This window comes from Paenibacillus sp. EC2-1, from assembly GCF_049311625.1.
In the GTDB taxonomy this organism is placed as follows: Bacteria; Bacillota; Bacilli; order Paenibacillales; family Paenibacillaceae; genus Paenibacillus_AQ.
Genome location: NZ_CP186006.1, coordinates 249844 through 272734, shown reverse-complemented (window position 1 = coordinate 272734; position 22891 = coordinate 249844). Strand labels below are relative to the sequence as shown.

Here is a 22891-nt window from a genome sequence, read left to right as displayed (position 1 = left end):
GCATTTAATGAGGAGGTTTTTTATATGAGTTTCATACCTATGGTCGTTGAACAAAGCAACCGCGGTGAGCGCGCGTACGACATCTATTCCAGATTGCTGAAAGATCGCATCATCTTCCTCGGCTCCGACGTGAATGACGTAGTTGCCAATGCCATCATTGCACAAATGCTGTTCTTGACAGCTGAGGACCCGGAGAAGGACATTCACCTTTACATCAATAGCCCTGGCGGATCAATCACCGCTGGTATGGCCATATTCGATACAATGCAGTTTATCAAACCTGACGTGTCAACCATCTGTGTCGGCATGGCTGCTTCCATGGGAGCATTCCTGCTGAATGCAGGCGCTAAGGGTAAACGTTTTGCGCTTCCTAACAGTGAAGTTATGATTCACCAGCCGCTTGGTGGAGCTCAAGGGCAAGCAACGGATATCGAAATCCGCGCCCGCCGCATCCTGAAGATGCGCGATAAGCTGAACCATATTCTTGCAGAGCGCACAGGTCAACCGCTTGAGCGTATTGAGAAAGATACGGATCGTGACTATTTCATGACTGCTGCTGAAGCGAAGGAATACGGTCTGATCGACCAAGTTCTTGAGAGCACGCCGCCGCAAGGTATCTAACATTTTGCAACAATAAGAGGCTAATATCCGTTGATATGCGGATGTTAGCCTTTTTGGCATGAAATATTTAGACACCCCATGTATTTTATGGATATAATTGGGTTTAAATAATATTGCGATCGGAGTGATGACTCTAGTGGGTAACCGATTATCCTTGATTCTACTACTTCCCCTCTGTTCAATCCCATTTTCCATAATCAACATGCTTCCTGCGTTTAAAGGAAATACACCTGATATACAACACACAGTTGCATCTGTCTTTGCTGTCATACTACTATTTCTGCTTGGCCTGTTGCTCGGAATAAAAAGCCAATCTTATTTTGTTCGCTGGTTTTCCCTGTACTGGATAGCGGGTATTTTAGTTTTTGCATTAGGTTATTTGACAAAATCATTCATCATACTTCTCCCCGTTTCCTTTATTTATTTCTTCCCTCTTTACGGACTCCGATTATTTCTAAATATTCCATCGGACCTAACCCTTGTACTCTTGTGCACCCTGATTGCTCTCGCAGCAGGATTACTCGGTTATTCACTCGGCCGTTTCCGCAGCAAGAATACACCCATCGTTCAGGAGAAATAATGAGACCTTCAATCGAGCGAAGTCAAAAATAGACCGAAATAAAGCAAGGGCAGAGGCCAATTTCTTGGCTTCTGCCCCTTATTTTTCACAGTCTCAAATACTGCTATTTCCATTCCTTCAACTTCAGCTCAAACTCCGGGAAACCATAAGCGTATGCTGTGTATTCATATAACGAGAAATACAGAACAGCTGCATTATCCTTCAGATAGAACTGAGCATCTGTAGGCACCCCTTTAAAACCGCCAAGGTAGCCGCCATCTTCTTTCATTTTGTTCAGGACAAGATTGTTCAGCTTCTGCTTGTTCTTGCCTTGCATGTTGATGAAATCACCAAGCTTCAACTGCTTTCCATCCTTGAGCGAGAACGTATAGCTATTGCGGAAGGTCATCCCGTGCGCTCCACCTGTATAGGAGTATTCACTTGTCGTGATGCTTAATAAGCCATTGGCATTGTAATGTACAACAAAGTCCCCTTGGAACTCATACGGATAATCGCTTCCGGATGGAGGGAGTGTGCCCACGTCTCCTTCAGCTGCGTCGAACACATTTTCCATATTCTTTTTCAGCACATTGTTGATTTTCGTCTGGGCCTCTTCATTCTCTAAACCACTAATGACTGGATAATTTACAACCGCTGTTGTATTTAGGATTTTCTTCTTCACTGTTTCTGTCTTAATGGTGATTGGATTTTGTTTTTTCGCTGTCATATTTAGCAGTTTCGCAGATGGACTCCATTGTCCTTGAATACCCATGTATTCATTCAGCACTTTGTAAGGGATGTACAACCGACCGTTTACAATCTTACCGCCTGGCTCTCCTGCAAAATATCCATTCACCGTAAGATAAATTTCATTCGCATTATAAACATTCGCACTTAATTTGTTGTAGCCATCACCGAGCGTATAAACCTTGTTCTTGGCGTCATATTTCAAAGGAAGACCGAGTACATCTCGAATGACCGTCGCTGGCACATAAACGGCACCACGATCAAGCATTCCTTTCTGCGATAATGCTTTACCATTCCATTTAAGCGATATATCAGAATTCACTTTCTTTGAAGAAGCTGCTAACGAGCTTACAGTCTTAGATGTGCTGGCATCTACTGCTTGTCCACTTAAACCTAATCCTCCCAAAAATACGCCTGTTGCAATAACCGCTGCACCATATTTCATTATATAATTCATAAATTATGATCCACCTTCCATATATAAGTAAGGTCATTTACTATATTACCCATTTCCATTATAGGGAACACGTTAGTTAGAGAGGTAACAATCGTGGTGACAATTTTGATTCCTGTTAATTAGGAACAATAAAGACCGCCATACCGCGTATTATTGGACACCAAATCCGTTATTTCACTCAAAAGGTTTTTTTCGTAATCTATCGGACACAGGTTCCACTATGGAGCTAAAAAGAACTGTAAAATCAACGAATATGACCACATAGCGGATCTACCGTCCATTTAAATAGCACATTCGGTCCAAATCACGAAAATAGCAGATTCTGTGTCCGGGAATATGCCCCGGCCCGAAATGTCCCCGTGCTAATAAGATTCAATCAACGATTCGTTATAAAATTATAAAAAAAGACCCGCACGAAGGAACACTTTGTCTCAAAGCGTCCCCCTACGGGTCTATCACTATTCTATACTATTTCAGAGCCAGCACCTTAAGTGTGCTGGTTCTTATCTTCCGCTCTTCAGTTCCGTCCAGAAACGGTCATAAATCTGCAGATTCTCACCGACATCGCCCAGCCACTCTGTGCGCTTCAGTTCATCTTCTGTCAGGTTGATCATTTTATCTGCACGATATTCCTCACTATGGAACTCCATCGCTTTACTGTTCGGATTACTGTAGCCGATGAATTCATAGTTTTTAGCGCTCACTTTTGGATCTAGCATATAGTTGATAAACTTCTCTGCCAGTTCTTTGTTCTTCGCGCCTTTTGGAATCGCATAGTTATCCGAGAAGATGGTTGCCCCTTCTTCTGGTACAACATAAGCTACATCTGGATTTTCCTTAGCGATAAAGGAAGCATCACCAGACCATACGGTTGCGATCCAGCCTTCTTCTTGAATCATCTTCTGCTTAATGTTGTCTGTATCAAAAGCCAGTACGTTCGGGAGTAAAGTTCTCAGCTCATCCACAGCCGTCTTAATCTCCGCTTCATTCGTTGTGCTGTTAGATTTACCTTCCTTCTTGAGTGCCATACCGATCATTTCACGATTGTCATCAAGGAGTAGCACTTTGCCTTTATAAGCTGGGTTCCAAAGATCATTCCAACTCTTAATCTCTTCTTTAACATACTTCTTGTTATATGCGATTCCCGTTACACCGGATGTATAAATTACAGAGTATTTATTGCCCGGATCAAAATCCGGATTCTTAAACGTATCCGCAATATTATCGATGTTCGGGATGTTGTTCTTATCAAGCGGCTCCAGCAAATCCATATTAATCATGGTCTTTACCATATAATCGGAAGGCTGAATTAGATCATAGCCGCTACCGCCTACTTTAATCTTCGCCAGCAAGTCCTCATTATTCGCGTAATTATCGTATGTCACCTTGACATCGAACTCTTTCTCAAAATCCTTCAGCACCGCTGGGTCAAAGTTATCCGCCCAACTATAAATGTGCAGAGTTTCCTTTTCGGAGCCACAAGCTACCAAGGCTGTTAACGACATTGTAGCGATCACGCCTGCCAGCAGCAGACGGGTCCATCTCGATTTTTTCAATTCACTATCTCCTCTCTTTCCGCCTTACATTTTTTTGAACAAATTTATCCGAAAAACGGTTCGTCCGCTTAGATCGGCAATGTCTTGTGTTTCTTCTGACCATTGCCCCGGTTAAGTACATATTGAGCAAGTAGGATCAGCGTTACGCTCACCAAAATGAGCAATGTACATAATGCGTTAATTTCCGGGGAAATCCCTCGCTTCACCTGGGCATAGATATAAATCGGAAGCGTTGTTGAGCTCGGCCCAGCTACAAAGAAACTAACCATGAAATCATCAAGCGACAGTGTGAATGCAATCAGTGCGCCAGAGATAATACCTGGGGAGATCTGCGGCAATGTTACATGACGGAAGGTCTGCCACCGGGAAGCTCCTAGATCCAGCGCTGCTTCTTCTAGTTGCTTACCCATATTAGCAAGCCGCGCTGTTACCACTACATACACATAAGATAAACTGAACGTAATATGAGCGATAATAATCGTTGTCTTACCTAGAGGCATATCCATCTGCGTGAATAGAACAAGCAGCGACAGACCCATGATAATGTCTGGGATAATGACTGGTAAGTACATCAGCCCTGTCATGCCACTCCGACTCTTTCTCCCGAGGTTACGAAGTGATAAAGCCGCTAATGTCCCGAGAATAGTGGATACAATCGTTGAGATCACGGCAACGGTCAAGCTGTTCATGAGAGCTTCCATAACGTTTCTGTTACTGAACAGCGAAACATACCAGTCGAACGTAAAGCCCTCCCAGTTACCACTCAACCGTGTATCATTAAAGGAATAGATCACGATCATAAGGATCGGTACATAGATGAAAGCCATCATCAAGAATGAGTGAATCCCAAGTAAGGGGTGACTTCGTTTCTTCACGCTCTCCCCTCCTTCAATCGTTGGTGACGGGCTTGCATGGCCCTATTAAATAACATTACTAACACCAGCGAGGTAATAACGAAAATAACGGACAAGGCAGCTCCAAATGGCCAGTTACGTGCACCAAGGAACTGTGCTTGAATAATGTTACTAATCATAGCCGATTTTGCACCGCCTAGAATATCTGTAACAACGAACATGCCTGTTGTAGATACGTATACCAAGATGGAACCCGTCATAATACCGGATTTGCTCTGAGGCAAGGTAACATGTCGGAATGCCCTCCACTTCGAAGCACCTAAATCGCTTGCTGCATCGAGAAGACGCTTGTCCATCTGCTCCAGTGCCACATAAATAGGAAGCACCATGAACGGAATGAAGTTGTATACCATCCCAAGCAGGACAGCACCCTTTGTATACAGCATCTGCATAGGTTCATCAATCCATCCCAGATTCATAAGAACGGTATTTACAACCCCTTGTGTTCGGAGTAGAAGTACCCAAGCATACGTACGAATCAAGAAATTGATCCAGAACGGTACGGTAATTAAGATCAGCCCCCATGTCTGGATACGCGGGGAGGCGTTGGCTATATAATAGGCCAGCGGATAGCTGACGAATAGACAAATGACCGTGGTTAACACGGATAGAACAAGCGTATCCCAGTAAATGCCGAGATATAACGGATCGAAGAACGTCTTGTATCCTTCCAAGCTGAAGGAAAATACGATATCTCCATGCACATCACGTTGCATAAAAGATATGGCTACTACAATAAGCATCGGTACAATAAGGAACAGGGAGAGCCACAGCAGGACAGGAGTCAGGAGGAATTTAGATTTTCTCATGACCCGATTCCCACCTCATCTCTCGCATCCCAGTTCAGGCCGATTCTTTCACCGACTTCCCAAGGCTCGTCATCTGTAAAGTCAAGCGCTATGGTTACTCTCATTGGTTCGTCTTCGAGCTGTACCATCAATTTATGCACGTTGCCTAAGTACTGAACATCCTCAATCAAGCCCGTCTTCTTGCCACCTGATCCGCGAAGCGGAGTGATTTTCTCAGGACGCACAGCAAAAAGCCCTTCGCGCGAAGAGAATATATTGTTCTCTCCAACAAAGGTTGCAGCGAACAGGGTTTGTGGTCTAGCGTAAATCTCACGTGGAGTACCGATCTGCTCCACCTTCCCGTTATTCATAATAACGATCCGGTCTGATAGCATCATCGCTTCCTCCTGATCGTGAGTGACATATACAAATGTAATGCCAAGCGAACGCTGCAGATGTTTCAATTCAGACTGCAGGTTTTTGCGGAGTTGAAGATCGAGTGCACCAAGCGGCTCATCCAGCAAAAGCACTTTTGGTTTATTCGCAATCGCCCGGGCAATAGCCACACGCTGTTGCTGTCCACCCGAAAGCTGGTGCGGATAACGATCCACAAGTTGAGTAAGCTGGGTCATAGCCACAGCTTCCGCTACACGTTCCTTGATCTGAGAACGCGGCATTTTTTTCATTTTCAATCCGAAGGCAATATTGTCTTCTACGGTCATGTGCGGGAAAAGGGCATAATGTTGGAACACGAGATTCAAATCTCGCTTGTTCGCCGGTATATCAGTCACGTTCTGACCAGCGAGCCATACTTCCCCTTCCGTTGGCTGTTCGAATCCTGCAATCATTCGGAGGATTGTCGTCTTGCCGCAACCGCTGGGGCCCAGCAAAGTCAGGAATTCTCCTTCCTTAATGGAGAGCGACAGCGGATGCACGACCGCTTGTCCCTGAAACTGTTTTTCTATTTGGACAAGTTCAATCATGTGCACCATCATCCCCTTACGGTTAATATTAGTAGTCTATCCTATAAAGTAAGAAAAACGTCTTCCGACGTATTCCTTAAAGGGCAACCGCGTTTTCGCGGTGTTTATTCTTGCGACATCATGTTGTACAGTCATACAATTATCATCAGATGCGCTAAGAGAAAAAAGCCATATCCATTGGTATGGCTTAGCGTCTTTACAAGTACAGTTTTTTGCATATTCACTATACCTTGTTTTGACCCTATACACAACACTTTTCTGAGTTATTCGACAGGTTGGAACCTTATCCTGTCACGCTTTTTGGTATTCTTCACCATGCAGGGTTAAAAGTGTAAATAGTGCGATATGTCCTCCATATGAGGACACACACCTAAGATTAATATAATTTCCTATCTTTCCAAAAATAAAACCGCCTAATCTCGCATATACTGCGAAATTAGGCGGCTCTTGTATTTAATGGGCTAATCAAATTAGCCTATTTCATTTCATATTGGACATACAGCTGCGTGATGAGCTTAATTTCCCCTGGTTTTACAGCGGTGCTTGCATCAGCAATCGAAGCACTTTCTGCTTTTGCCATATCCATATTACCATAGCTGTACAACTCACGGTTCGCTGCTTCATCTTGAACAACGCTTACAACAGCACCAAGCTGGCGTTTGGAAGCCTTCGCAATAGCTTGTGCTTTCAAGTCCGCATTTGCCATCGCTTTTTCAATTACTTGAGTCTCAAATGCATCCCGGTTCTCAATAGAGAATCTTGCATTGCCGATATTATTCGCCCCAGCTTCTGCGACAGCATCAAGCAATTCACCCACCTTGCTTAGATCGCGAAGTGTTACTTCAAGAGAATGCGCCGCAGTGTAATTTTGTACTTTGCGTCCTTCTTTATCGCTGTAACTATAATTTGGCTGAACATAGAACTGCTCAGTTTTGATATCCTTGTCATCAATTTTCCAAGTTTTTTTGAGCAGGGTATTAATTTGTGCCATCTTTGTAGCATTGTGTTTCTGAGCGGACTTTGCTGTCTCTGCATAGGATTCTACACCGATCGACAGATATACAATATCCGGCTTTACGGAGATTTCACCCTTACCCAGTACCTTAATAAGATTCTGCTGCGCAGCTTCTGCTGCATACACCTCACCTGCTCCCAGAGCACCTGTCCATACGGAACCGCCTGTAAGCAGCGCCCCTGCGATCATAACCGACCCCAAACGTTTAGCCCAAACATTCATTTGATCTCGACCTCCTTCGAATTGGCATCGCTGTCATGCTTGCCTTACCTTTCTAACGCGCATAAATTGGTAAATGTTGCATTGATATTGTGCGGATAACAACTTTTTTGCTCATTATTTTCATTCGAAATTGAAGCACAATTCTAATCATCTCTATACCTATTCTAGGTGAGGCAACTCTCACAATTAGGAAATTCCTGTTAACAGAGTGGTCATTATGGGTAACTAACTTAGAACAAGGTTCAAGAAGAGGAGGACACTATGAAATCATTAAGGTTATTATTATTCACCTTGTCACTGGTGATCCTAACTGCAGCCAGCGTACCTGGTTTTACAACAACTGCTTTAGCAGAGCCAGCCTCTGGTAAGACATATCAGATTGGGACTGACATTACATTCCCCCCTTTTGAATACCAGGATGCAAGTGGGGATTTTGTCGGCATCGACATGGATCTGATGGAGGCTATTGCGAAGGATCAGAACTTTAAATTCGAGATTAAACCACTCGGATTCAATGCGGCTGTTCAGGCATTGGAGTCTAATCAAGTGGACGGCGTCATTGCGGGTATGAGCATCACGGACGAAAGGAAGCAGAAATTTGATTTCTCAGATTCCTATTTCGATTCAGGCGTTGTCATGGCTGTTCGCAGCGATCAAGATGCAGTAAGTAGCTATGAGGACCTACGCGGCAAAAAGGTTGCTGTGAAGACAGGTACCGAAGGCTATAGTTTTGCAGAGTCCATCTCTAATCAATATGGATTTACGATCGTACCTTTTGATGATTCTGTACAAATGTACGAGGATGTGAAAACCGGCAATTCCCTTGCCTGCTTCGACGATTATCCAGTCCTTGCCTACGGGGTCAAACAGGATAATGGCCTAAAGCTTGTTAATGAAGATCAGAAAGAATTGGGCGGTTCTTACGGATTTGCTGTGAGTAAGGGTAAGAACACGGAGCTGATGGAGAAATTCAACACCGGTCTTGCCAATCTCCGTGCAAGTGGTGAGTATGACCAGATTCTAGAGAAATACATAGGTGAAAATGCAGAGGTAGCTGCGAAACAAGGCCGCTTGGAACTCATTATAGATTCACTACCATCCCTATTATCGGGTCTTGGAAAAACGTTGCTCTACACCATCATATCTTTATTCTTTGCATGTATTGTAGGACTCATCTTCGGGTTCATGAAGGTTGGACGAAATAAATGGCTTCGAGGCATCGCCACGGTGTTCGTGGATGTGTTCCGTGGCATCCCGTTAATCGTACTGGCCTTCTTCATCTATTTCGGAATTCCACAAGCATTTGATTTCACGATGCCGCTATTCCTAGGAGCCGTCCTGACACTCACGCTCAATGCGGGTGCGTATGTAACGGAGATTATCCGCGGCGGGATCCAGTCTGTTGACCATGGCCAGATGGAGGCTGCTCGCTCACTAGGGGTGCCTTATCGTAAAGCCATGATCAAAATTATTATCCCGCAGGCCATTCGGATCATGATCCCTTCGTTCATCAATCAATTCGTCATCACACTGAAAGATACATCGATTCTGTCGGTTATCGGTCTGGTAGAATTGACACAATCCGGGAAAATTGTCATTGCCAGAACATTTGCATCTTTCGATATTTGGCTCGTAGTTGCCCTTATGTATCTGATCGTGATCACGATTCTAACCAAAATTGCGAACCGTATGGAAAGGAAGATAAGCCATGGGTAAAATTCGGATCGAGGGACTGAAGAAGAGCTTTGGTCATAATCATGTACTGAAAGGCATTGATATGCAGGTCATGGAAGGTGAAGTCGTCTGTGTCATCGGCCCTTCCGGATCGGGGAAGAGTACATTCCTTCGCTGCGTGAACCGACTGGATGACATTACAGCAGGCAAGGTTATCGTTCGTGATCGCGATATTAACGATCCGAAGACGGATATCAACAAGGTGCGTGAGAACATCGGCATGGTGTTTCAGCATTTCAATCTCTTCCCTCACTTCAATGTGTTAAAGAACATTATGTTCGCTCCCGTTGAACTCGGGAAGCAAACCTCAAAAGAGGCACGTCAAACCGCACTTCGGCTACTAGAACAGGTCGATTTATCCGACAAAGCCGATGCACACCCAAGCCAGCTCTCCGGTGGTCAAAAGCAGCGGGTTGCTATCGCCCGTGCACTAGCGATGAATCCGGATATCATGCTCTTCGACGAACCAACATCCGCACTGGACCCCGAAATGGTCGGTGAGGTACTCGGCGTAATCAAGAAGCTGGCGAGTGAAGGCATGACGATGATGATCGTTACCCATGAGATGGGCTTTGCCCGTGAGGTGGCCGACCGGGTTATCTTTATGGATGGTGGGTACATCGTAGAAGAAGGTCCTCCAGAAGAGTTGTTCGGAAATCCGAAGAACGAGCGTACCATCAGCTTCTTAGAGAAGGTTTTGTAGGCGAAATGAAGCGCATTTTGCGTACAAAAGGCTCACACGGGATTTGCTTCCCATGTGAGCCTTTTTGCGTGGGTAATGATGACAAACTAAAAAAAGCCTTGCACACGACAAGACTTTTTTTGGATGCGATTATTGGTTCTCTAATTCTTCTTTGCTTACCAAGTTCACTAAAGAAGTAACCGCTTGCTCTGCATCAGCACCTTCAGCGCTAATGTGAACTTCGGTACCTGAACTAATGGCAAGGCTCATAATTCCCATGATACTTTTTGCGTTAACTTTTTTATCATCTTTTTCCACGAAAATTTCAGATGAGTATTTATTCGCTTCTTGAACAAAAAGCGCGGCCGGTCTCGCATGCAAACCGGTTTTTAACCGAACGACTACTGGGTGCTTTGTCATGTAAAGTTTACCCCCTATTATCGAATCTCAAAAAACTTTAAAATCGATGCTATTTTATAATATTATACCATTTTAACATACAGGACACTAGATTAAAAAAAACTTACCTATTTCTGACCTTTTCAGCAAGCTCATCAATTTTGCGAAGACGGTGATTGACCCCTGATTTGCTAACCGTTCCCTTCAACATTTCGCCAACTTCCTTCAAATTCATGTCCGGATGGGCAAGACGAATCTCGGCAACCTCACGAAGTTTATCGGGTAGACTTTCAAGACCGACTTCGCGCTGGAGTAGCTTGATGTTCTCAATCTGCCGCACAGCAGCGCCAATCGTCTTATTCAAGTTGGCGGTTTCACAGTTAACAATACGGTTAACGGAGTTACGCATATCCCGCATGATGCGAACATCCTCGAACTTGAACAGCGCTTGGTGCGCACCGATCAGATTGAGGAACTCAATGATCTTCTCCCCTTCCTTGATGTAGAAAATAAATCCCTTCTTCCGCTCAATACAGCGAGCGTTCAGATGAAATTCATTTGCAAGTTCCACCAAGGCTTGGCAATGCTCCTCATACATGGAGGCAATCTCCAGATGGTACGATGATCCCTCCGGATTATTGACCGATCCCCCTGCCATGAAGGCTCCGCGCAGATAAGCTCTTTTACAACAGTTCTTACGTACAATTTCCTCATCAATCCGGGACTGAAACAAGAAACCTTCGGATACAATCCGCAGCTCCTTTAATATCTCTTGAACGCGGGCGGGAATGCGAACGATATATACGTTATTCTTCTTCAAACGCATTTTTTTACGCACCAAAAGTTCAGTATGTGCCTGGAAATGCTTCTTGATTAAGGAATAAATGCGCCTTGCGATCGCGGCATTTTCCGTCGAAATATCCAGCACTATTTTTTTACTCGAAACCTGAACCGATCCATTCATTCGGATAAGCGCGGATAGCTCAGCTTTCTCGCAACAGCTCTGGCCTTCAACCATAGTTAATTCTTTTTTAGTTTGTGCCGCAAAGGACAAGGGTCTCACCTCTTTCGTAAAATCCAATCTTGCACCAATTGGAAAATATGATTGCTTAACTTATCGGCATCATGCCGCAAGTACGTACGGAATAGCACTAGCTTATCTGCAATCAGCTTGTATCCGCGGCTCTCTACTTCATCCCGATCAAGGAGTACAGGTTTTGAACCTTTTTCAGCGTACTTATCCTGAACCTGTGACGGAATTTCACCATCATTCACAATGACATAATCAAACAAATGAAGACCAATATGATCGTATACCGCCTGCAAATGATCGCTAACCGTGTAATTATCGGTTTCACCTGGTTGTGTCATGACGTTACACACAAACATTTTGATTGCATCCGAGGCCACAATGGCCTCTGCAAGCTTAGGAACTAACAAATTGGGCAATATACTTGTATACAGACTACCCGGACCAATCAATATGGCATCGGCTTGCTGAATGGCCTCGAGAGCTTCCGGCAATGGTTCCACATTCTTAGGTTCAAGGAATATCCGTTTGATGCGTCGCCCGGCCTCCGGAATTTTAGATTCGCCTGTCACAATGCTGCCGTCTTCCATTTCAGCATGTAAAATAACCGCCTCACCTGCGGCAGGTAGCACCTGTCCGCGAACAACAAAAACCCGGCTCATTTCCTTAACCGCCGTGACAAAATCACCGTGCATATCCGTCATGGCAGCCAGGATTAAATTGCCGAGGCTATGCCCCGCCAGTCCTGAGCCGGTGCTGAAGCGGTACTTCAATATATCAGATAACAGCGGCTCGACATCTGCGAGCGCTGTTAGTACATTTCGAATATCTCCCGGTGGAGGCATTTGCAGTTCACTTCTTAAAATCCCTGAACTGCCCCCGTCGTCTGCAACAGTTACAATTGCCGTAATATCTAGGGGCTTCTCCTTCAGGCCACGCAGCATGACAGACAGCCCTGTTCCTCCACCCATCACAACAATGCGAGGGCGCTTCCTAGCTTGCTCAGCCACGTTCATCACTTCCCTCTATTAATGCCGATCCCGATCAGAATCACGGTGGCTGACCGTTACCGATTCTGTCTCACTCACACCAAGCATCTTACCGAGATATTCTGCAATGGCAACGGAACGGTGTTTGCCCCCGGTGCAGCCGATTGCAATGATGACTTGGCTTTTCCCTTCTTTCCGGTATTGCGGAATAAGAAAATGAAGCATATCCAGCAGTTTGGTTAGAAACGACTGCGTCTCAGGCCATTTCATTACGTACTCATACACATCGCTGTTCTGTCCTGTGTTGGGACGCAGATTCTCAACATAGTGAGGATTAGGCAAAAAGCGGACATCAAATACCAGGTCAGCATCAATCGGAATGCCATACTTAAATCCGAAAGACGTAATATTCACTGACAATGTATTGGTCTCCAAATGAGTGAATCGAGAAATGATTTTTTCCTTGAGCCTAGCTGGCTTCATATTGCTCGTATCAATAACCTGTGTTGCCGAATTTTTGAGTTCATCCAGCATTTTGCGCTCCAGACGAATCCCATCAAGTGGCATGCCTTCAGGTGCGAGTGGATGACGACGCCGACTCTCTTTATAGCGCTGAACGAGTACGGAATCGGTCGCATCCAGGAATAGAATTTCACTATGAATCGTGAAATGATCCTTCATATAATTAAGTGATTCCGATAGTGCAGTGAAGAATTCACGGCCACGCAAGTCGATTACCAATGCAACCTTACCAATCTTACCCTTTGATTGTTCAATCAGTTCCGCGAATTTGGGAATGAGTACAGGGGGCAGATTGTCGACACAGAAAAAGCCGAGATCTTCCAGACTTTGTACAGCTAAGGTCTTCCCGGCTCCCGACATGCCGGTAATGATGATTAGGGTGGCCATTGATGTTGTGGTGCTGCGATCCGCTGCTTCCAGCATCAGCTTCCCCTCCCTTATAAGTTTAAGTCATAGCCATTCGGTTGATCTTTTCGCCGCTCATTATACAAAGAGCGGCGAATACTAATTATAATATTATGAACGTAGATGTAGACCTGCTGCACCTACAACTCCAGCATCATTGCCAAGTTCTGCAGGTACGATTCTCACTCCACGCTGCAAAGGCTCTGGGGTCAGTTGATTAAACACAGCGCGAACTTCGTTAAACAGAATTTCGCCAGCCTTGGAGACACCGCCTCCAACAATGAAAGCTTCTGGATTGAGAACTGCCGCAACAGATGCCATCGATTTACCAAGGTAATATGCTGCACGTTTGATGATACGTAGAGCCACTTCATCTCCTGCTTTTGCTGCATCGAACACTTCTTTTGCTGCGATGTTATCAACAAGAGCTAGGGAAGTACGATCGCCACGTTCAACAGCGTCTTTGGCCATACGAATAATGCCTGTTGCCGAAGAAACGGTCTCAAGACATCCCATTTTGCCACAGCCACACTGAATAGCTTCTAAATCAGGTACAACCGTGATATGTCCGAGCTCTCCAGCCATACCATTAGAACCTTGATATATCTTTCCGTTCACGATAATGCCGCCACCAACACCTGTACCAAGTGTATAGCAGACACAATTATCAACACCGCGTCCTGCACCGCTCCAAGCCTCACCTAGAGCTGCTACGTTCGCATCGTTATCTATTTTGACTGGCTTGCCAAGTCGTTCCTCAAGCAGCGCACGAATTGGAACATCCTTAAAACCTACGTTAGGTGCAAAGATAATGATTCCTTCGCGAATGTTCGTAAAGCCTGCAACCCCGGCTCCTATACCTGCAAGCTGGTCCCAACTGTATGGCGATTGTTCCACAATATGACGTACATACTTCTCAATGTTGCCGATTACCGTGTCCACGCCTTTGGATGTTTCAGTCGGTCCTTCATACGTTTGAAGTAGTTGACCCTCTTGATTGCATATTCCGACTTTAATCGCGGTACCACCTAAATCGACACCAACGTAGATGTTCTCAGACATGTTACAAGCCACCTTTTTCCCTCTAAAATAGAATGCTCCTACTGTACCCACTATAATTGAAGGTACCCTATCGGTCAAGAGAAGGTAGAGGGGGATTGGGCACCCGATCAGGGGCAAAAAAACCTTATAAATAAAGCATCTCATTCTCTGAATCGCCTATGATTGATAGCGCATCCATCGACTATCACATAACCCTAATCTATTGCAGTTACTATTAATATATGTCAAAAGCCCCGCTCCCCAAAGAGAAACGAAGCTAGTTGATGATCAGTATTTTAGTTGTTCTACAATATTTGTGTATTTTATGACAATTAAGAACTTTTGTTTTGCCGTACATTTACAGCTCTATACAGTCACCTTCTAGCAGATATACTCTCGCCTCATACGGTCTTAAAGTTAGATGGTATAGATCCTCACCCTCAGCTGGCTCATAATTCGAGATCATTAGCTTCTTCTCATCTGTTCTTAAATCCTCCGGCCACTCAAATACGGGACTCTTGTCAAAAAAGTTCAAGATGACTAGCAGCTTCTCATTCTCTATAGACCGAACAAAAGCATAAATCTCCGTATCTAGTGGATGCAACAGTTTATAGTCACCATACACGATTGCTTGGCACTGCTTCCTAATTGAGATCAATTTCCGATAATAGTGAAAAATAGAGTTCGGATCAGCCAGCGCCTGCTTCACGTTAATATCCTTATAGTTCTTGTTCACCTTGATCCACGGTTCACCCTCTGTAAAGCCAGCATGCGGTGTATCATCCCACTGCATTGGTGTACGCGCATTATCTCGGCTCTTCTTGTGAATGGCATTCATCGTAACTTCCTCCGACTGGCCCCTGAGTCTCGACTGCTCATAATAGTTCAGTGTCTCTACATCTCGGTAGTCATCCATGGAGTCAAATGTTACGTTGGTCATTCCGATCTCTTCACCTTGATAAATATAGGGCGTCCCTTGCAGCATGTGCATAAAGGTAGCTAGCATTTTGGCTGATTCCACTCGGTATTCTCCATCATCACCGAACCTGGATACCGGACGGGGCTGGTCATGATTGCTCAAATAGTTAGCATTCCACCCTCGTTCGTGCAAAATAGTCTGCCAGCTGCTCATGATCTTCTTCAGTTCTAACAGTGTCCAAGAACGAATGTCCCATTTCCCTGTACCACCTGAGGCAGCATCAAGGTACATATGCTCGAACTGGAACACCATATCCAGCTCATTGCGATCCTCACCGACATAATCCAGAGCCTGTTCTGGTCCAAGACCTGACGTCTCTCCAACGGTCATGATGTCAAATTCGAACAAGACCTGCTCATTCAATTTTTTGAGCATATCATGTACCTTATCGAGGTTAGAGAACAACTGGTAAGCCTGAACAACGGGGAGGTTATCTGGGTTATCCGCATCGGGCAAGCCCACAGCCTTAACGATATGTGCAATCGCATCAAAGCGAAATCCATCCACACCTTTGGCGAGCCACCAGCGAACCATTTCGTACAATTCCTCGATCATCGCCTCGTTCTCCCAGTTCAAATCCGGCTGTTGTTTCGCATAGAGGTGCATATAGAATTCGTCTGTCTTGTCGTCATATTCCCATACCGAGCCACTGAAATACGATTCCCAGTTGTTCGGATACAAACCATTTTTTCCTTTGCGCCATATATAGTAATCCCGCTTCGGATTGTCTTTAGATGAGCGTGATTCGAGGAACCACGGGTGCTCATCTGATGTATGGTTCAGCACGAGATCCATCATAATCTTCATGCCCCGTTTATGCGCTTCTTCAAGCAGCTCATCGAAATCCTCCATCGTCCCATACTGACCCTTAATCGCATAATAATCGCTGATGTCATAGCCGTTATCGTGACCTGGTGACTCGTAAATTGGGCATATCCATATCACATTGACGCCCAAGTATTCTAAGTAATCCAACTTGGAGATGACACCTCGTAGATCACCTATACCATCACCATTCGAATCTTTGAAGCTATTCGGGTAAATCTGATACACTACGCTTTCTTTCCACCATGTTTTTTTCATCTGTATGCCCCTTTCCTATTCCAATCCCCTACTATCCCCGGCCCCTGTTTCTATAAAAATGCCCGGTGATATATCAGGATATATACCGGACATCTAAATACACATATTTATTACTTACACCATCTGACAGATGGTAAACGAGAAAAGATCTGATTGGTACAGCAATTTAGTATGCTCCAGCGAAGCGTAATTCATGCTGGTAAACATCATTTGGCACAATACGCTTTCATGACAATTGTCACCTCGAATTCATGACAACATTTACTAATCTCGAAATGCCGCACTCGATAAGATAGAACCAAGGAATAAATCGGAGGTGCGAAAAGCATGACAAAACATAGGAATGACTATATAGCGGAGCTTGTGAACGTAACAAAAACATACGGAGCCAAGAAGGCAGTCGATCATATCTCATTCAACATTGAGAAAGGCTCCATTACAGCGATTCTCGGTCCCAACGGTGCAGGAAAGACAACAGCCATATCGATGATGCTCGGACTCAGTGACCCTACAGAGGGTGAAATCCGGCTATTCGGCAGCGATCCGAAGGATCGTCAGGTGAAGGAAAAGATCGGTGCCATGCTGCAAGAGGTTAGTGTTATGGATGGTCTAAAGGCCAGAGAGATTATCTCACTCATTCGAGGCTACTACCCGAATCCGATGGAGATGGCGCAGCTAATTCAGCTAACGGGTCTTACCGATGAAGAGCTGAACAAGCGAGCTACCAAAATGTCCGGTGGACAGAAAAGGAAGCTAAGCTTCGCGCTGGCACTAGCCGGGAATCCCGAGTTGTTATTCTTCGATGAACCTACGGTTGGTTTGGATACGACTGCTCGTCGCCTGTTCTGGCGAACCGTCAAGCAATTAGCTAATCAAGGCAAGACAATCCTATTCACCACCCACTATCTGCAGGAAGCGGACGATATGGCAGACCGAATCATTCTGTTCAATAACGGTAGCGTCGCCGCAGACGGCAATCCGGAAAGTATCAAAGCGAAGCTCACGCGGCGCTCGGTATCTTTTGTAGTGGAGGCAGGTCAGAACTTGGTTATGGAGCGTCTCTATCAGGTCCCGGGTGTATTGGAGATATTTGAGCTCGAAGGCAGGCTGCATGTTGTGACAGAGAATACAGATCAGGCTTTAGGTGTTATTTTCCGTGAGGAGATGGCTGTACGTGATGTAAGGGTAGAGATGGGCAGTCTGGATGAGGCGTTTGATCAACTGACCCAAAGACAAGAGGAGGCTGTATAACGATGACAGGACGATTGATCATATTACAATGCAAGATGGAGCTACTGCGTATTGCACGCAATCCGTATTTTATATTTTGGTCCCTCGCGATGCCGATCCTCTTCTATTTCATCTTTACTCGGGTGGTCGATAGCGGCATGCCCGATGCTGCAGTATGGCAAGCACATTATTTGATATCAATGACAACCTTCAGTGTCATGGGTTCAGCTATTATGTCGATGGGCATTAGGCTTGTACAGGAACGAACTCTGGGCTGGTCTGTCTATATGAGAGTAACGCCTCTACCTGGAAGTGTGTATTTCCTCGGCAAAATGTTCGGGCAATCCGTCATGCATCTGCTCTCTATTATCGTGATTTTTGCTGCGGGCTACCTGATTAATGGTGTTCATATGCCTGCATGGCAATGGATCACAAGCGGGCTATGGATCATGCTTGCCTCTGCCCCATTTCTTGCGGTAGGAACACTCGTAGGAGCGATGAAGCGTGTGGAAACGGCGAGCGGGGTTAGCAATGGTATCTATTTAGCTCTTGCAATCATGGGGGGCATGTGGATGCCGATGGAAATTCTGCCCTCATTCCTTCGAGTGGTCGGGGAATGGCTGCCCTCTTATCATTTTGCCAGCGGAGGCTGGGAGATCATCCGTGGGAACCTGCCACAGTTGAAATCCATTTTACTTTTGGCAGGATATTTGGTGTTGTTTATGGTAATATCCACCTATATTCGAAAAAAGCAGCAAGCTGCGTAAGGATGATGGTGGATGAAGAGGCACTCATTTCATATGTTTCCGCGTCATTTAGGGTTCTTCCCTTATTTATGGCTCGTCTATCTTAGTTTGCCGATCTATAATCTGATTTCTTATGAAACAGGTTGGAAGCTATATATAGGGTATGTCATGGTAGGATTGTTTTTTGTGACCTATAGGCAGCTTTACTTTGCAGAGGGGAAACGATCTTTCTTCCCGTGGCTCCTCCTTCAAATGCTAATCATTCTTATCTTCTGCATAGGTTACAGCAGCTCTTATCTATTAATGGGCTTTTTTACAGCTAACTTTATCGGCTGGTACACAGATAAACAGAAATTTAGAACAGCATATATACTATTTGTATTGGTTGAGACCATTCCACTTATTTACCATATGGATGAGATCTGGAATATCAATCTTTTATATACACTTCCTTTCATGATCATCATGCTTCTATCTCCATTCGGCATACGTTCCATGATCAGCCGGCAGAAGCTCGAGAAGGAGCTCGCACAGGCCAATGAGCAGATTCACAATCTGATCAAAGGCGAAGAACGTATGCGAATCGCACGAGATTTACATGATACGCTTGGTCATACGCTGTCTCTTATTACATTAAAGAGTCAGCTCGTAGAGAAGCTCGTTGATGTCAATATTGAACAAGCCCGGCATGAAGCTCGGGAGATTCAGAATACCTCTCGCGCTGCCCTTCGCCAAGTACGTGAATTGGTCTCTGATATGCGGACCGCCACTCTCACTGAAGAATTGAACGAAGCTAAGATTATTCTGCAAAGTGCAGATATCGAGCTCACTCACGAGGGAAATCCGCGATTTGATGGCATCCCTGACACTGCACATAATATTCTCAGTCTATGCTTGCGGGAAGCGGTAACGAATATCGTGAAGCACAGCCGGGCTTCACAATGTCACGTCAGCTTTGAGCAGTCTGAGGGAGAATGGCGGCTGTTGGTTAAGGATAACGGTGTTGGAGTTCCAAACGATAATCATGGATATACAAGGGAAAAGAATGGATTGAAAGGCATGGCTGAGCGACTTGCCTTAGTTGGTGGGATGATGAGAATTACGGCTGAGAGGGGTACTCTACTCACCGTTCGTGTGCCCATTGTCATTACGAACCGAAAGGAGCGTGAAGCTTAGTTGAGCATCCGAGTGATCATTGCTGAGGACCAGCGAATGTTAAGAGGTGCGCTAGCCCTGTTGCTAGATTTTGAAAAAGATATCGAGGTTGTCGGTCAAGCCGGAGACGGCAAGGAGGCACTCTCTCTCATAAGTCAGTTACAACCTGATGTTTGCCTACTCGACATTGAGATGCCGTTCATGAGTGGACTTGAGGTTGCGGAGGAGCTGAAGAAGATGAAGCTTCCTTGCCGAATTATGATTCTTACGACCTTTGCCCGGCCTGGTTATTTCGAGCGAGCAGTTCAGGCGGGTGTACAAGGGTACTTACTCAAAGACGAGCCAAGCGATCGACTGGCCGAGGCGATCCGGCGCGTCATGGAAGGACGGCGGGAGGTGTCACCAGAGCTTGTCTTTGGCACCATGCGTGAAACCAACCCTCTGACCGAGCGAGAACGAGAAATTCTCAAGCTAGCAGCTGCAGGAAACAGTTCTAGCGAAATCGCTTCGACTCTACATCTGTCCTACGGAACCGTGCGCAACTATATGTCCGAGCTGCTGAGCAAGCTAGGAGCCAAGAACCGGATTGAAGCCATTGCTCTCGCTGAGGAAAAAGGCTGGATTTAAAGTGAACAGGGACAGTCTACAAAGGTCGAATGACCTGAGACTGCCCCTTAAGTTCTGTGTACACCTGTAATTATTCTATGGTTCCCTCTTGACCGATTGACATCTTTCAATTGGCCAGTTTCATGTATTCATCCGGTTTAATGCCTTCATACCTAGCGAAGGCACGCTTAAATGAATATACATTTTCGTACCCGACTTGGTGCGCAATATCATCGATTTTGCAGCTATTCTCTCGGAGTAATCCCTTTGCCATTTCCATACGCAAGCGGCAGAGATAATCATAGAAGTTAATGCCCGTAAACTCCTTGAAGATCTTGGACACACTCGAAACCGAGATTTGAAACATTTCTGCCAGCTGTTTCAGCGAAATATCCACGCTAGTATAATTCTCATTTACATATTGAAGTATCTTACTTCCGACCTCCATCGTGGAGGAGGAGTTCGAATACTGTTTCCTTTCACAGATTAAAGTACCGACCTCGAACACGTAACTCCACATGGCACCTTGATCGGCAGCGTCTAGTCTATTGTCAAACTGTTTAGCGTAAATGCCGATATCGAGATTAAGCTCCTGCAGCACTCTAAGCATCGTCTCCATCAATAAGGAGATCAGCTTAACCGTACACTCCTCAGATAGTTGCCGCTTCTCATTCTCCATATGGATCTCTTGTAAAATTTGAATCGACGTATCCAGATTACCGACCTTCAGATTATGAATCAACTGTACCTCCCAATCGGTAGGATAATAATAATTCACAGCATGTGGAATGGTTTCTACCGCTGTAGGGACGATGTGTCCTCTTGAAAAAATAACATAGTGCAGTCGTTCCTGAGCCATATAATACGACTTACTGATACCAACGACACCTTGTTCCACCGTTCCGTGTAGAACGTCAGGTTGAAATCCACACGTCTGTCCGATGACTGACGCTACCTCTGCCGCAATCCGCTCGATCATCCCGTCCTCACCGAACCAATCGCTGGAGGAGAGAATGAGCGCATTGTCCGCGCTCGTCACCTCAAACAGCTCATACTCCAACTGATAGCGCTGCATGGTTTGCTGAGCGACAATCATGGTGATCATTTCTATCTTCCGCAGATTATCATAATCGGCAATATCTTGAATCGCATGAAAGCTTATCAGCATTGTGCAGTAATATTTGTTGTCCGTGTAAGGAATATCGAATTTACGGAGTCTGTTCATATGCTGATCGTCTGGAAAATACCCCTTTAACAGTCGCAGAAGCATATTCGATCTCGCAGCACTTTCAAAATCCTGCATCGATTGCTGCAGCTTCTGATTTTCATGAAGCAAGCGGTCGAACGACTTCTCAATATAACTGTATTCTGAGCCGTATACAGGTCCCCCCTTAGCATCTTCATCTTGGAGCATTCCCGAAAGTTTATTCAGCAAAGCCCGAAGTGGATGATAGGTTAGCTTAGCTAACAGGAACGTACAGCAGATACCCACGGCCAGCAACAAAATAAGCAATAGCAGTGGACCTAGTAAGTTGTGAATCCACCGCCAGCTGGAGTTCTCATAATATACATCGTACTTCCACTTGCTCGCCTGGGATAAAAGCGAGATCGTGTAAGTTGTATCCTCCAAATCTTTCGTGTCCGTCCCACCTAGGGTTTGGTAAACAACCGAATTTTCATCCGAAATAACGAGCTTCATAAATTCGGCGCCGCCAAAACGGTGCAAATAATCCGAAAAGTAAGCGCTATCAATAAACAAAACCAGTACAGCCCTCGGATGGTTCACGACCTCCAAGCTTTGAACAACCGGAATAACCGATTTCCCCATCCCCCATAGCTTCATCTTTGTGGGCTGCATGATTTTGAAATAGTCTGGAGATAAAAGTGAGTTTTGGATCGCCTGTTCGGTCTCTGGATCAAAGACAGCTACACTTTCAAAAAAATGATCTATTCCGTACGTACCCCACGAGGTCAAAATCCGCTCATTCTCGGGAAATACAACCATGCCAAAGGAAAGAACGCCTAATGAATTGATATCCTGATTCAGATTTTTTTGGATTTCTAGCATTTTGAGCAGATCAAACTCCGGCTCATATACGTTTGTATTCTGCATTAGCTTAATCACCCAAGTTTCACTGCTCATGGTTTTACCGAGAGTTTTGAGTTCATTCAGCTTATTATCCACAATAGCAGCAATACGCTTAGCATCCGCCGAGTGCTTATTAAATTGTTCCCCTTGCTCCTCCCTGATGTTTTGGTACACGCTCAGGACGCTGAAGACAATAATGGGAATAATAAGTATGGCAGTGTACGAAATCAATATTTTTCGATATGCACTGTTTCCGAAACTCCTCTTATGCAAGTGACGCCCCTCCTTTGGCAAAATACGAAAAATGGCAGATCATCCACGCGGTAAGGAGTCTGCCAT

General features: G+C 45.1%; 21 protein-coding genes. 8 read left to right on the top strand and 13 right to left on the bottom strand.

What is annotated here, in order from left to right; all coding sequences use genetic code 11:
- The first annotated feature begins 24 nt into the window (after positions 1-24).
- Together clpP and ACK8P5_RS01475 are read left to right on the top strand one after the other, a co-directional pair.
- The gene (clpP, locus tag ACK8P5_RS01480) at positions 25-621 is read left to right on the top strand and encodes an ATP-dependent Clp endopeptidase proteolytic subunit ClpP (RefSeq protein ID WP_422659239.1); all 597 of its coding nucleotides are present in this window, start codon (positions 25-27) and stop codon (positions 619-621) included.
- A gap of 97 nt (positions 622-718) precedes the next feature.
- The gene (locus tag ACK8P5_RS01475) at positions 719-1201 is read left to right on the top strand and encodes a hypothetical protein (protein ID WP_422659238.1); all 483 of its coding nucleotides are present in this window, start codon (positions 719-721) and stop codon (positions 1199-1201) included.
- Between the two features lie 103 nt (positions 1202-1304).
- Here ACK8P5_RS01475 and ACK8P5_RS01470 read toward each other — a convergent pair whose 3' ends face one another.
- The 6 genes from ACK8P5_RS01470 to ACK8P5_RS01445 all read right to left on the bottom strand — a co-directional run bounded on the left by ACK8P5_RS01470 (position 1305) and on the right by ACK8P5_RS01445 (position 7862).
- A complete protein-coding gene (locus ACK8P5_RS01470) occupies positions 1305-2384 on the bottom strand; it encodes a PdaC/SigV domain-containing protein (RefSeq protein ID WP_422659237.1) in 1080 nt (359 codons plus the stop codon).
- A gap of 503 nt (positions 2385-2887) precedes the next feature.
- Positions 2888-3940, bottom strand: coding sequence for an ABC transporter substrate-binding protein (locus tag ACK8P5_RS01465; protein ID WP_422659236.1), 1053 nt, complete (start codon positions 3938-3940; stop codon positions 2888-2890).
- Positions 3941-4008: 68 nt separating this feature from the next.
- Positions 4009-4815: an ABC transporter permease gene (locus ACK8P5_RS01460; RefSeq protein WP_422659235.1), complete on the bottom strand. Its 807-nt coding sequence runs from the start codon at positions 4813-4815 to the stop codon at positions 4009-4011.
- The gene (locus ACK8P5_RS01455) at positions 4812-5663 is read right to left on the bottom strand and encodes an ABC transporter permease (protein WP_422659234.1); all 852 of its coding nucleotides are present in this window, start codon (positions 5661-5663) and stop codon (positions 4812-4814) included. The genes ACK8P5_RS01460 and ACK8P5_RS01455 overlap by 4 nt, the downstream gene beginning before the upstream one ends.
- A complete protein-coding gene (locus tag ACK8P5_RS01450; RefSeq protein ID WP_422659233.1) occupies positions 5660-6625 on the bottom strand; it encodes an ABC transporter ATP-binding protein in 966 nt (321 codons plus the stop codon). The genes ACK8P5_RS01455 and ACK8P5_RS01450 overlap by 4 nt, the downstream gene beginning before the upstream one ends.
- A 475-nt stretch (positions 6626-7100) precedes the next feature.
- On the bottom strand, positions 7101-7862 hold the full coding sequence (locus tag ACK8P5_RS01445; RefSeq protein WP_422659232.1) for an SIMPL domain-containing protein: 762 nt from the start codon (positions 7860-7862) through the stop codon (positions 7101-7103).
- 261 nt (positions 7863-8123) lie between these two features.
- On the opposite strand from ACK8P5_RS01445, the gene ACK8P5_RS01440 reads away from it, so the two are divergent.
- Positions 8124-9578, top strand: a complete 1455-nt coding sequence (locus ACK8P5_RS01440; RefSeq protein WP_422659231.1) for an amino acid ABC transporter substrate-binding protein/permease — start codon at positions 8124-8126, stop codon at positions 9576-9578.
- A complete protein-coding gene (locus ACK8P5_RS01435) occupies positions 9571-10299 on the top strand; it encodes an amino acid ABC transporter ATP-binding protein (RefSeq protein ID WP_422659230.1) in 729 nt (242 codons plus the stop codon). The genes ACK8P5_RS01440 and ACK8P5_RS01435 overlap by 8 nt, the downstream gene beginning before the upstream one ends.
- A gap of 129 nt (positions 10300-10428) precedes the next feature.
- On the opposite strand, the gene ACK8P5_RS01430 is transcribed toward ACK8P5_RS01435, so the two are convergent.
- From ACK8P5_RS01430 to ACK8P5_RS01405, 6 genes are all read right to left on the bottom strand, one after another.
- A complete protein-coding gene (locus ACK8P5_RS01430) occupies positions 10429-10698 on the bottom strand; it encodes an HPr family phosphocarrier protein (protein WP_007133000.1) in 270 nt (89 codons plus the stop codon).
- Between the two features lie 103 nt (positions 10699-10801).
- Positions 10802-11731 carry a DNA-binding protein WhiA gene (whiA, locus tag ACK8P5_RS01425; RefSeq protein WP_422659229.1) on the bottom strand — a complete coding sequence of 310 codons (930 nt, stop codon included), beginning with the start codon at positions 11729-11731 and terminating at the stop codon, positions 10802-10804.
- Positions 11732-11736: 5 nt separating this feature from the next.
- Positions 11737-12723, bottom strand: a complete 987-nt coding sequence (locus ACK8P5_RS01420; RefSeq protein ID WP_422659228.1) for a gluconeogenesis factor YvcK family protein — start codon at positions 12721-12723, stop codon at positions 11737-11739.
- Between the two features lie 12 nt (positions 12724-12735).
- Positions 12736-13641, bottom strand: coding sequence for an RNase adapter RapZ (gene rapZ / locus ACK8P5_RS01415; protein ID WP_422659227.1), 906 nt, complete (start codon positions 13639-13641; stop codon positions 12736-12738).
- A gap of 93 nt (positions 13642-13734) precedes the next feature.
- Positions 13735-14685, bottom strand: coding sequence for an ROK family glucokinase (locus tag ACK8P5_RS01410; protein WP_422659226.1), 951 nt, complete (start codon positions 14683-14685; stop codon positions 13735-13737).
- Between the two features lie 337 nt (positions 14686-15022).
- Complete coding sequence (locus ACK8P5_RS01405) at positions 15023-16726, bottom strand: glycoside hydrolase family 13 protein (protein WP_422659225.1); 1704 nt, start codon at positions 16724-16726, stop codon at positions 15023-15025.
- 327 nt (positions 16727-17053) lie between these two features.
- Here ACK8P5_RS01405 and ACK8P5_RS01400 point away from each other — a divergent pair, with 327 nt between their 5' ends.
- The 4 genes from ACK8P5_RS01400 to ACK8P5_RS01385 are packed head-to-tail and all read left to right on the top strand — an operon-like array spanning position 17054 to position 20484.
- Entirely contained in the window at positions 17054-17977 is a 924-nt protein-coding gene (locus ACK8P5_RS01400) for an ABC transporter ATP-binding protein (protein WP_422659224.1), read from the top strand.
- A 2-nt stretch (positions 17978-17979) separates the two neighbouring features.
- Positions 17980-18723 (top strand): ABC transporter permease, encoded by a 744-nt coding sequence (locus ACK8P5_RS01395; RefSeq protein WP_422659223.1) that lies wholly within the window; start codon positions 17980-17982, stop codon positions 18721-18723.
- 12 nt (positions 18724-18735) lie between these two features.
- The gene (locus ACK8P5_RS01390; protein ID WP_422659222.1) at positions 18736-19878 is read left to right on the top strand and encodes a sensor histidine kinase; all 1143 of its coding nucleotides are present in this window, start codon (positions 18736-18738) and stop codon (positions 19876-19878) included.
- A complete protein-coding gene (locus ACK8P5_RS01385; RefSeq protein ID WP_422659221.1) occupies positions 19879-20484 on the top strand; it encodes a response regulator transcription factor in 606 nt (201 codons plus the stop codon).
- Between the two features lie 106 nt (positions 20485-20590).
- On the opposite strand, the gene ACK8P5_RS01380 is transcribed toward ACK8P5_RS01385, so the two are convergent.
- Entirely contained in the window at positions 20591-22825 is a 2235-nt protein-coding gene (locus ACK8P5_RS01380; RefSeq protein ID WP_422659220.1) for a helix-turn-helix transcriptional regulator, read from the bottom strand.
- Between the last annotated feature and the right edge of the window lie 66 nt (positions 22826-22891).

Coding starts and splice junctions, on each gene's coding strand:
- ACK8P5_RS01450 (WP_422659233.1), bottom strand. CDS start 6,625: ATGATTGAACTTGTCCAAATAGAAAAACAGTTTCAGGGACAAGCGGTC.
- ACK8P5_RS01440 (WP_422659231.1), top strand. CDS start 8,124: ATGAAATCATTAAGGTTATTATTATTCACCTTGTCACTGGTGATCCTA.
- ACK8P5_RS01470 (WP_422659237.1), bottom strand. CDS start 2,384: ATGAATTATATAATGAAATATGGTGCAGCGGTTATTGCAACAGGCGTA.
- ACK8P5_RS01430 (WP_007133000.1), bottom strand. CDS start 10,698: ATGACAAAGCACCCAGTAGTCGTTCGGTTAAAAACCGGTTTGCATGCG.
- ACK8P5_RS01400 (WP_422659224.1), top strand. CDS start 17,054: ATGACAAAACATAGGAATGACTATATAGCGGAGCTTGTGAACGTAACA.
- ACK8P5_RS01390 (WP_422659222.1), top strand. CDS start 18,736: ATGAAGAGGCACTCATTTCATATGTTTCCGCGTCATTTAGGGTTCTTC.
- ACK8P5_RS01395 (WP_422659223.1), top strand. CDS start 17,980: ATGACAGGACGATTGATCATATTACAATGCAAGATGGAGCTACTGCGT.
- ACK8P5_RS01435 (WP_422659230.1), top strand. CDS start 9,571: ATGGGTAAAATTCGGATCGAGGGACTGAAGAAGAGCTTTGGTCATAAT.
- rapZ (WP_422659227.1), bottom strand. CDS start 13,641: ATGCTGGAAGCAGCGGATCGCAGCACCACAACATCAATGGCCACCCTA.
- ACK8P5_RS01410 (WP_422659226.1), bottom strand. CDS start 14,685: ATGTCTGAGAACATCTACGTTGGTGTCGATTTAGGTGGTACCGCGATT.
- ACK8P5_RS01405 (WP_422659225.1), bottom strand. CDS start 16,726: ATGAAAAAAACATGGTGGAAAGAAAGCGTAGTGTATCAGATTTACCCG.
- ACK8P5_RS01420 (WP_422659228.1), bottom strand. CDS start 12,723: ATGAACGTGGCTGAGCAAGCTAGGAAGCGCCCTCGCATTGTTGTGATG.
- ACK8P5_RS01455 (WP_422659234.1), bottom strand. CDS start 5,663: ATGAGAAAATCTAAATTCCTCCTGACTCCTGTCCTGCTGTGGCTCTCC.
- ACK8P5_RS01445 (WP_422659232.1), bottom strand. CDS start 7,862: ATGAATGTTTGGGCTAAACGTTTGGGGTCGGTTATGATCGCAGGGGCG.
- clpP (WP_422659239.1), top strand. CDS start 25: ATGAGTTTCATACCTATGGTCGTTGAACAAAGCAACCGCGGTGAGCGC.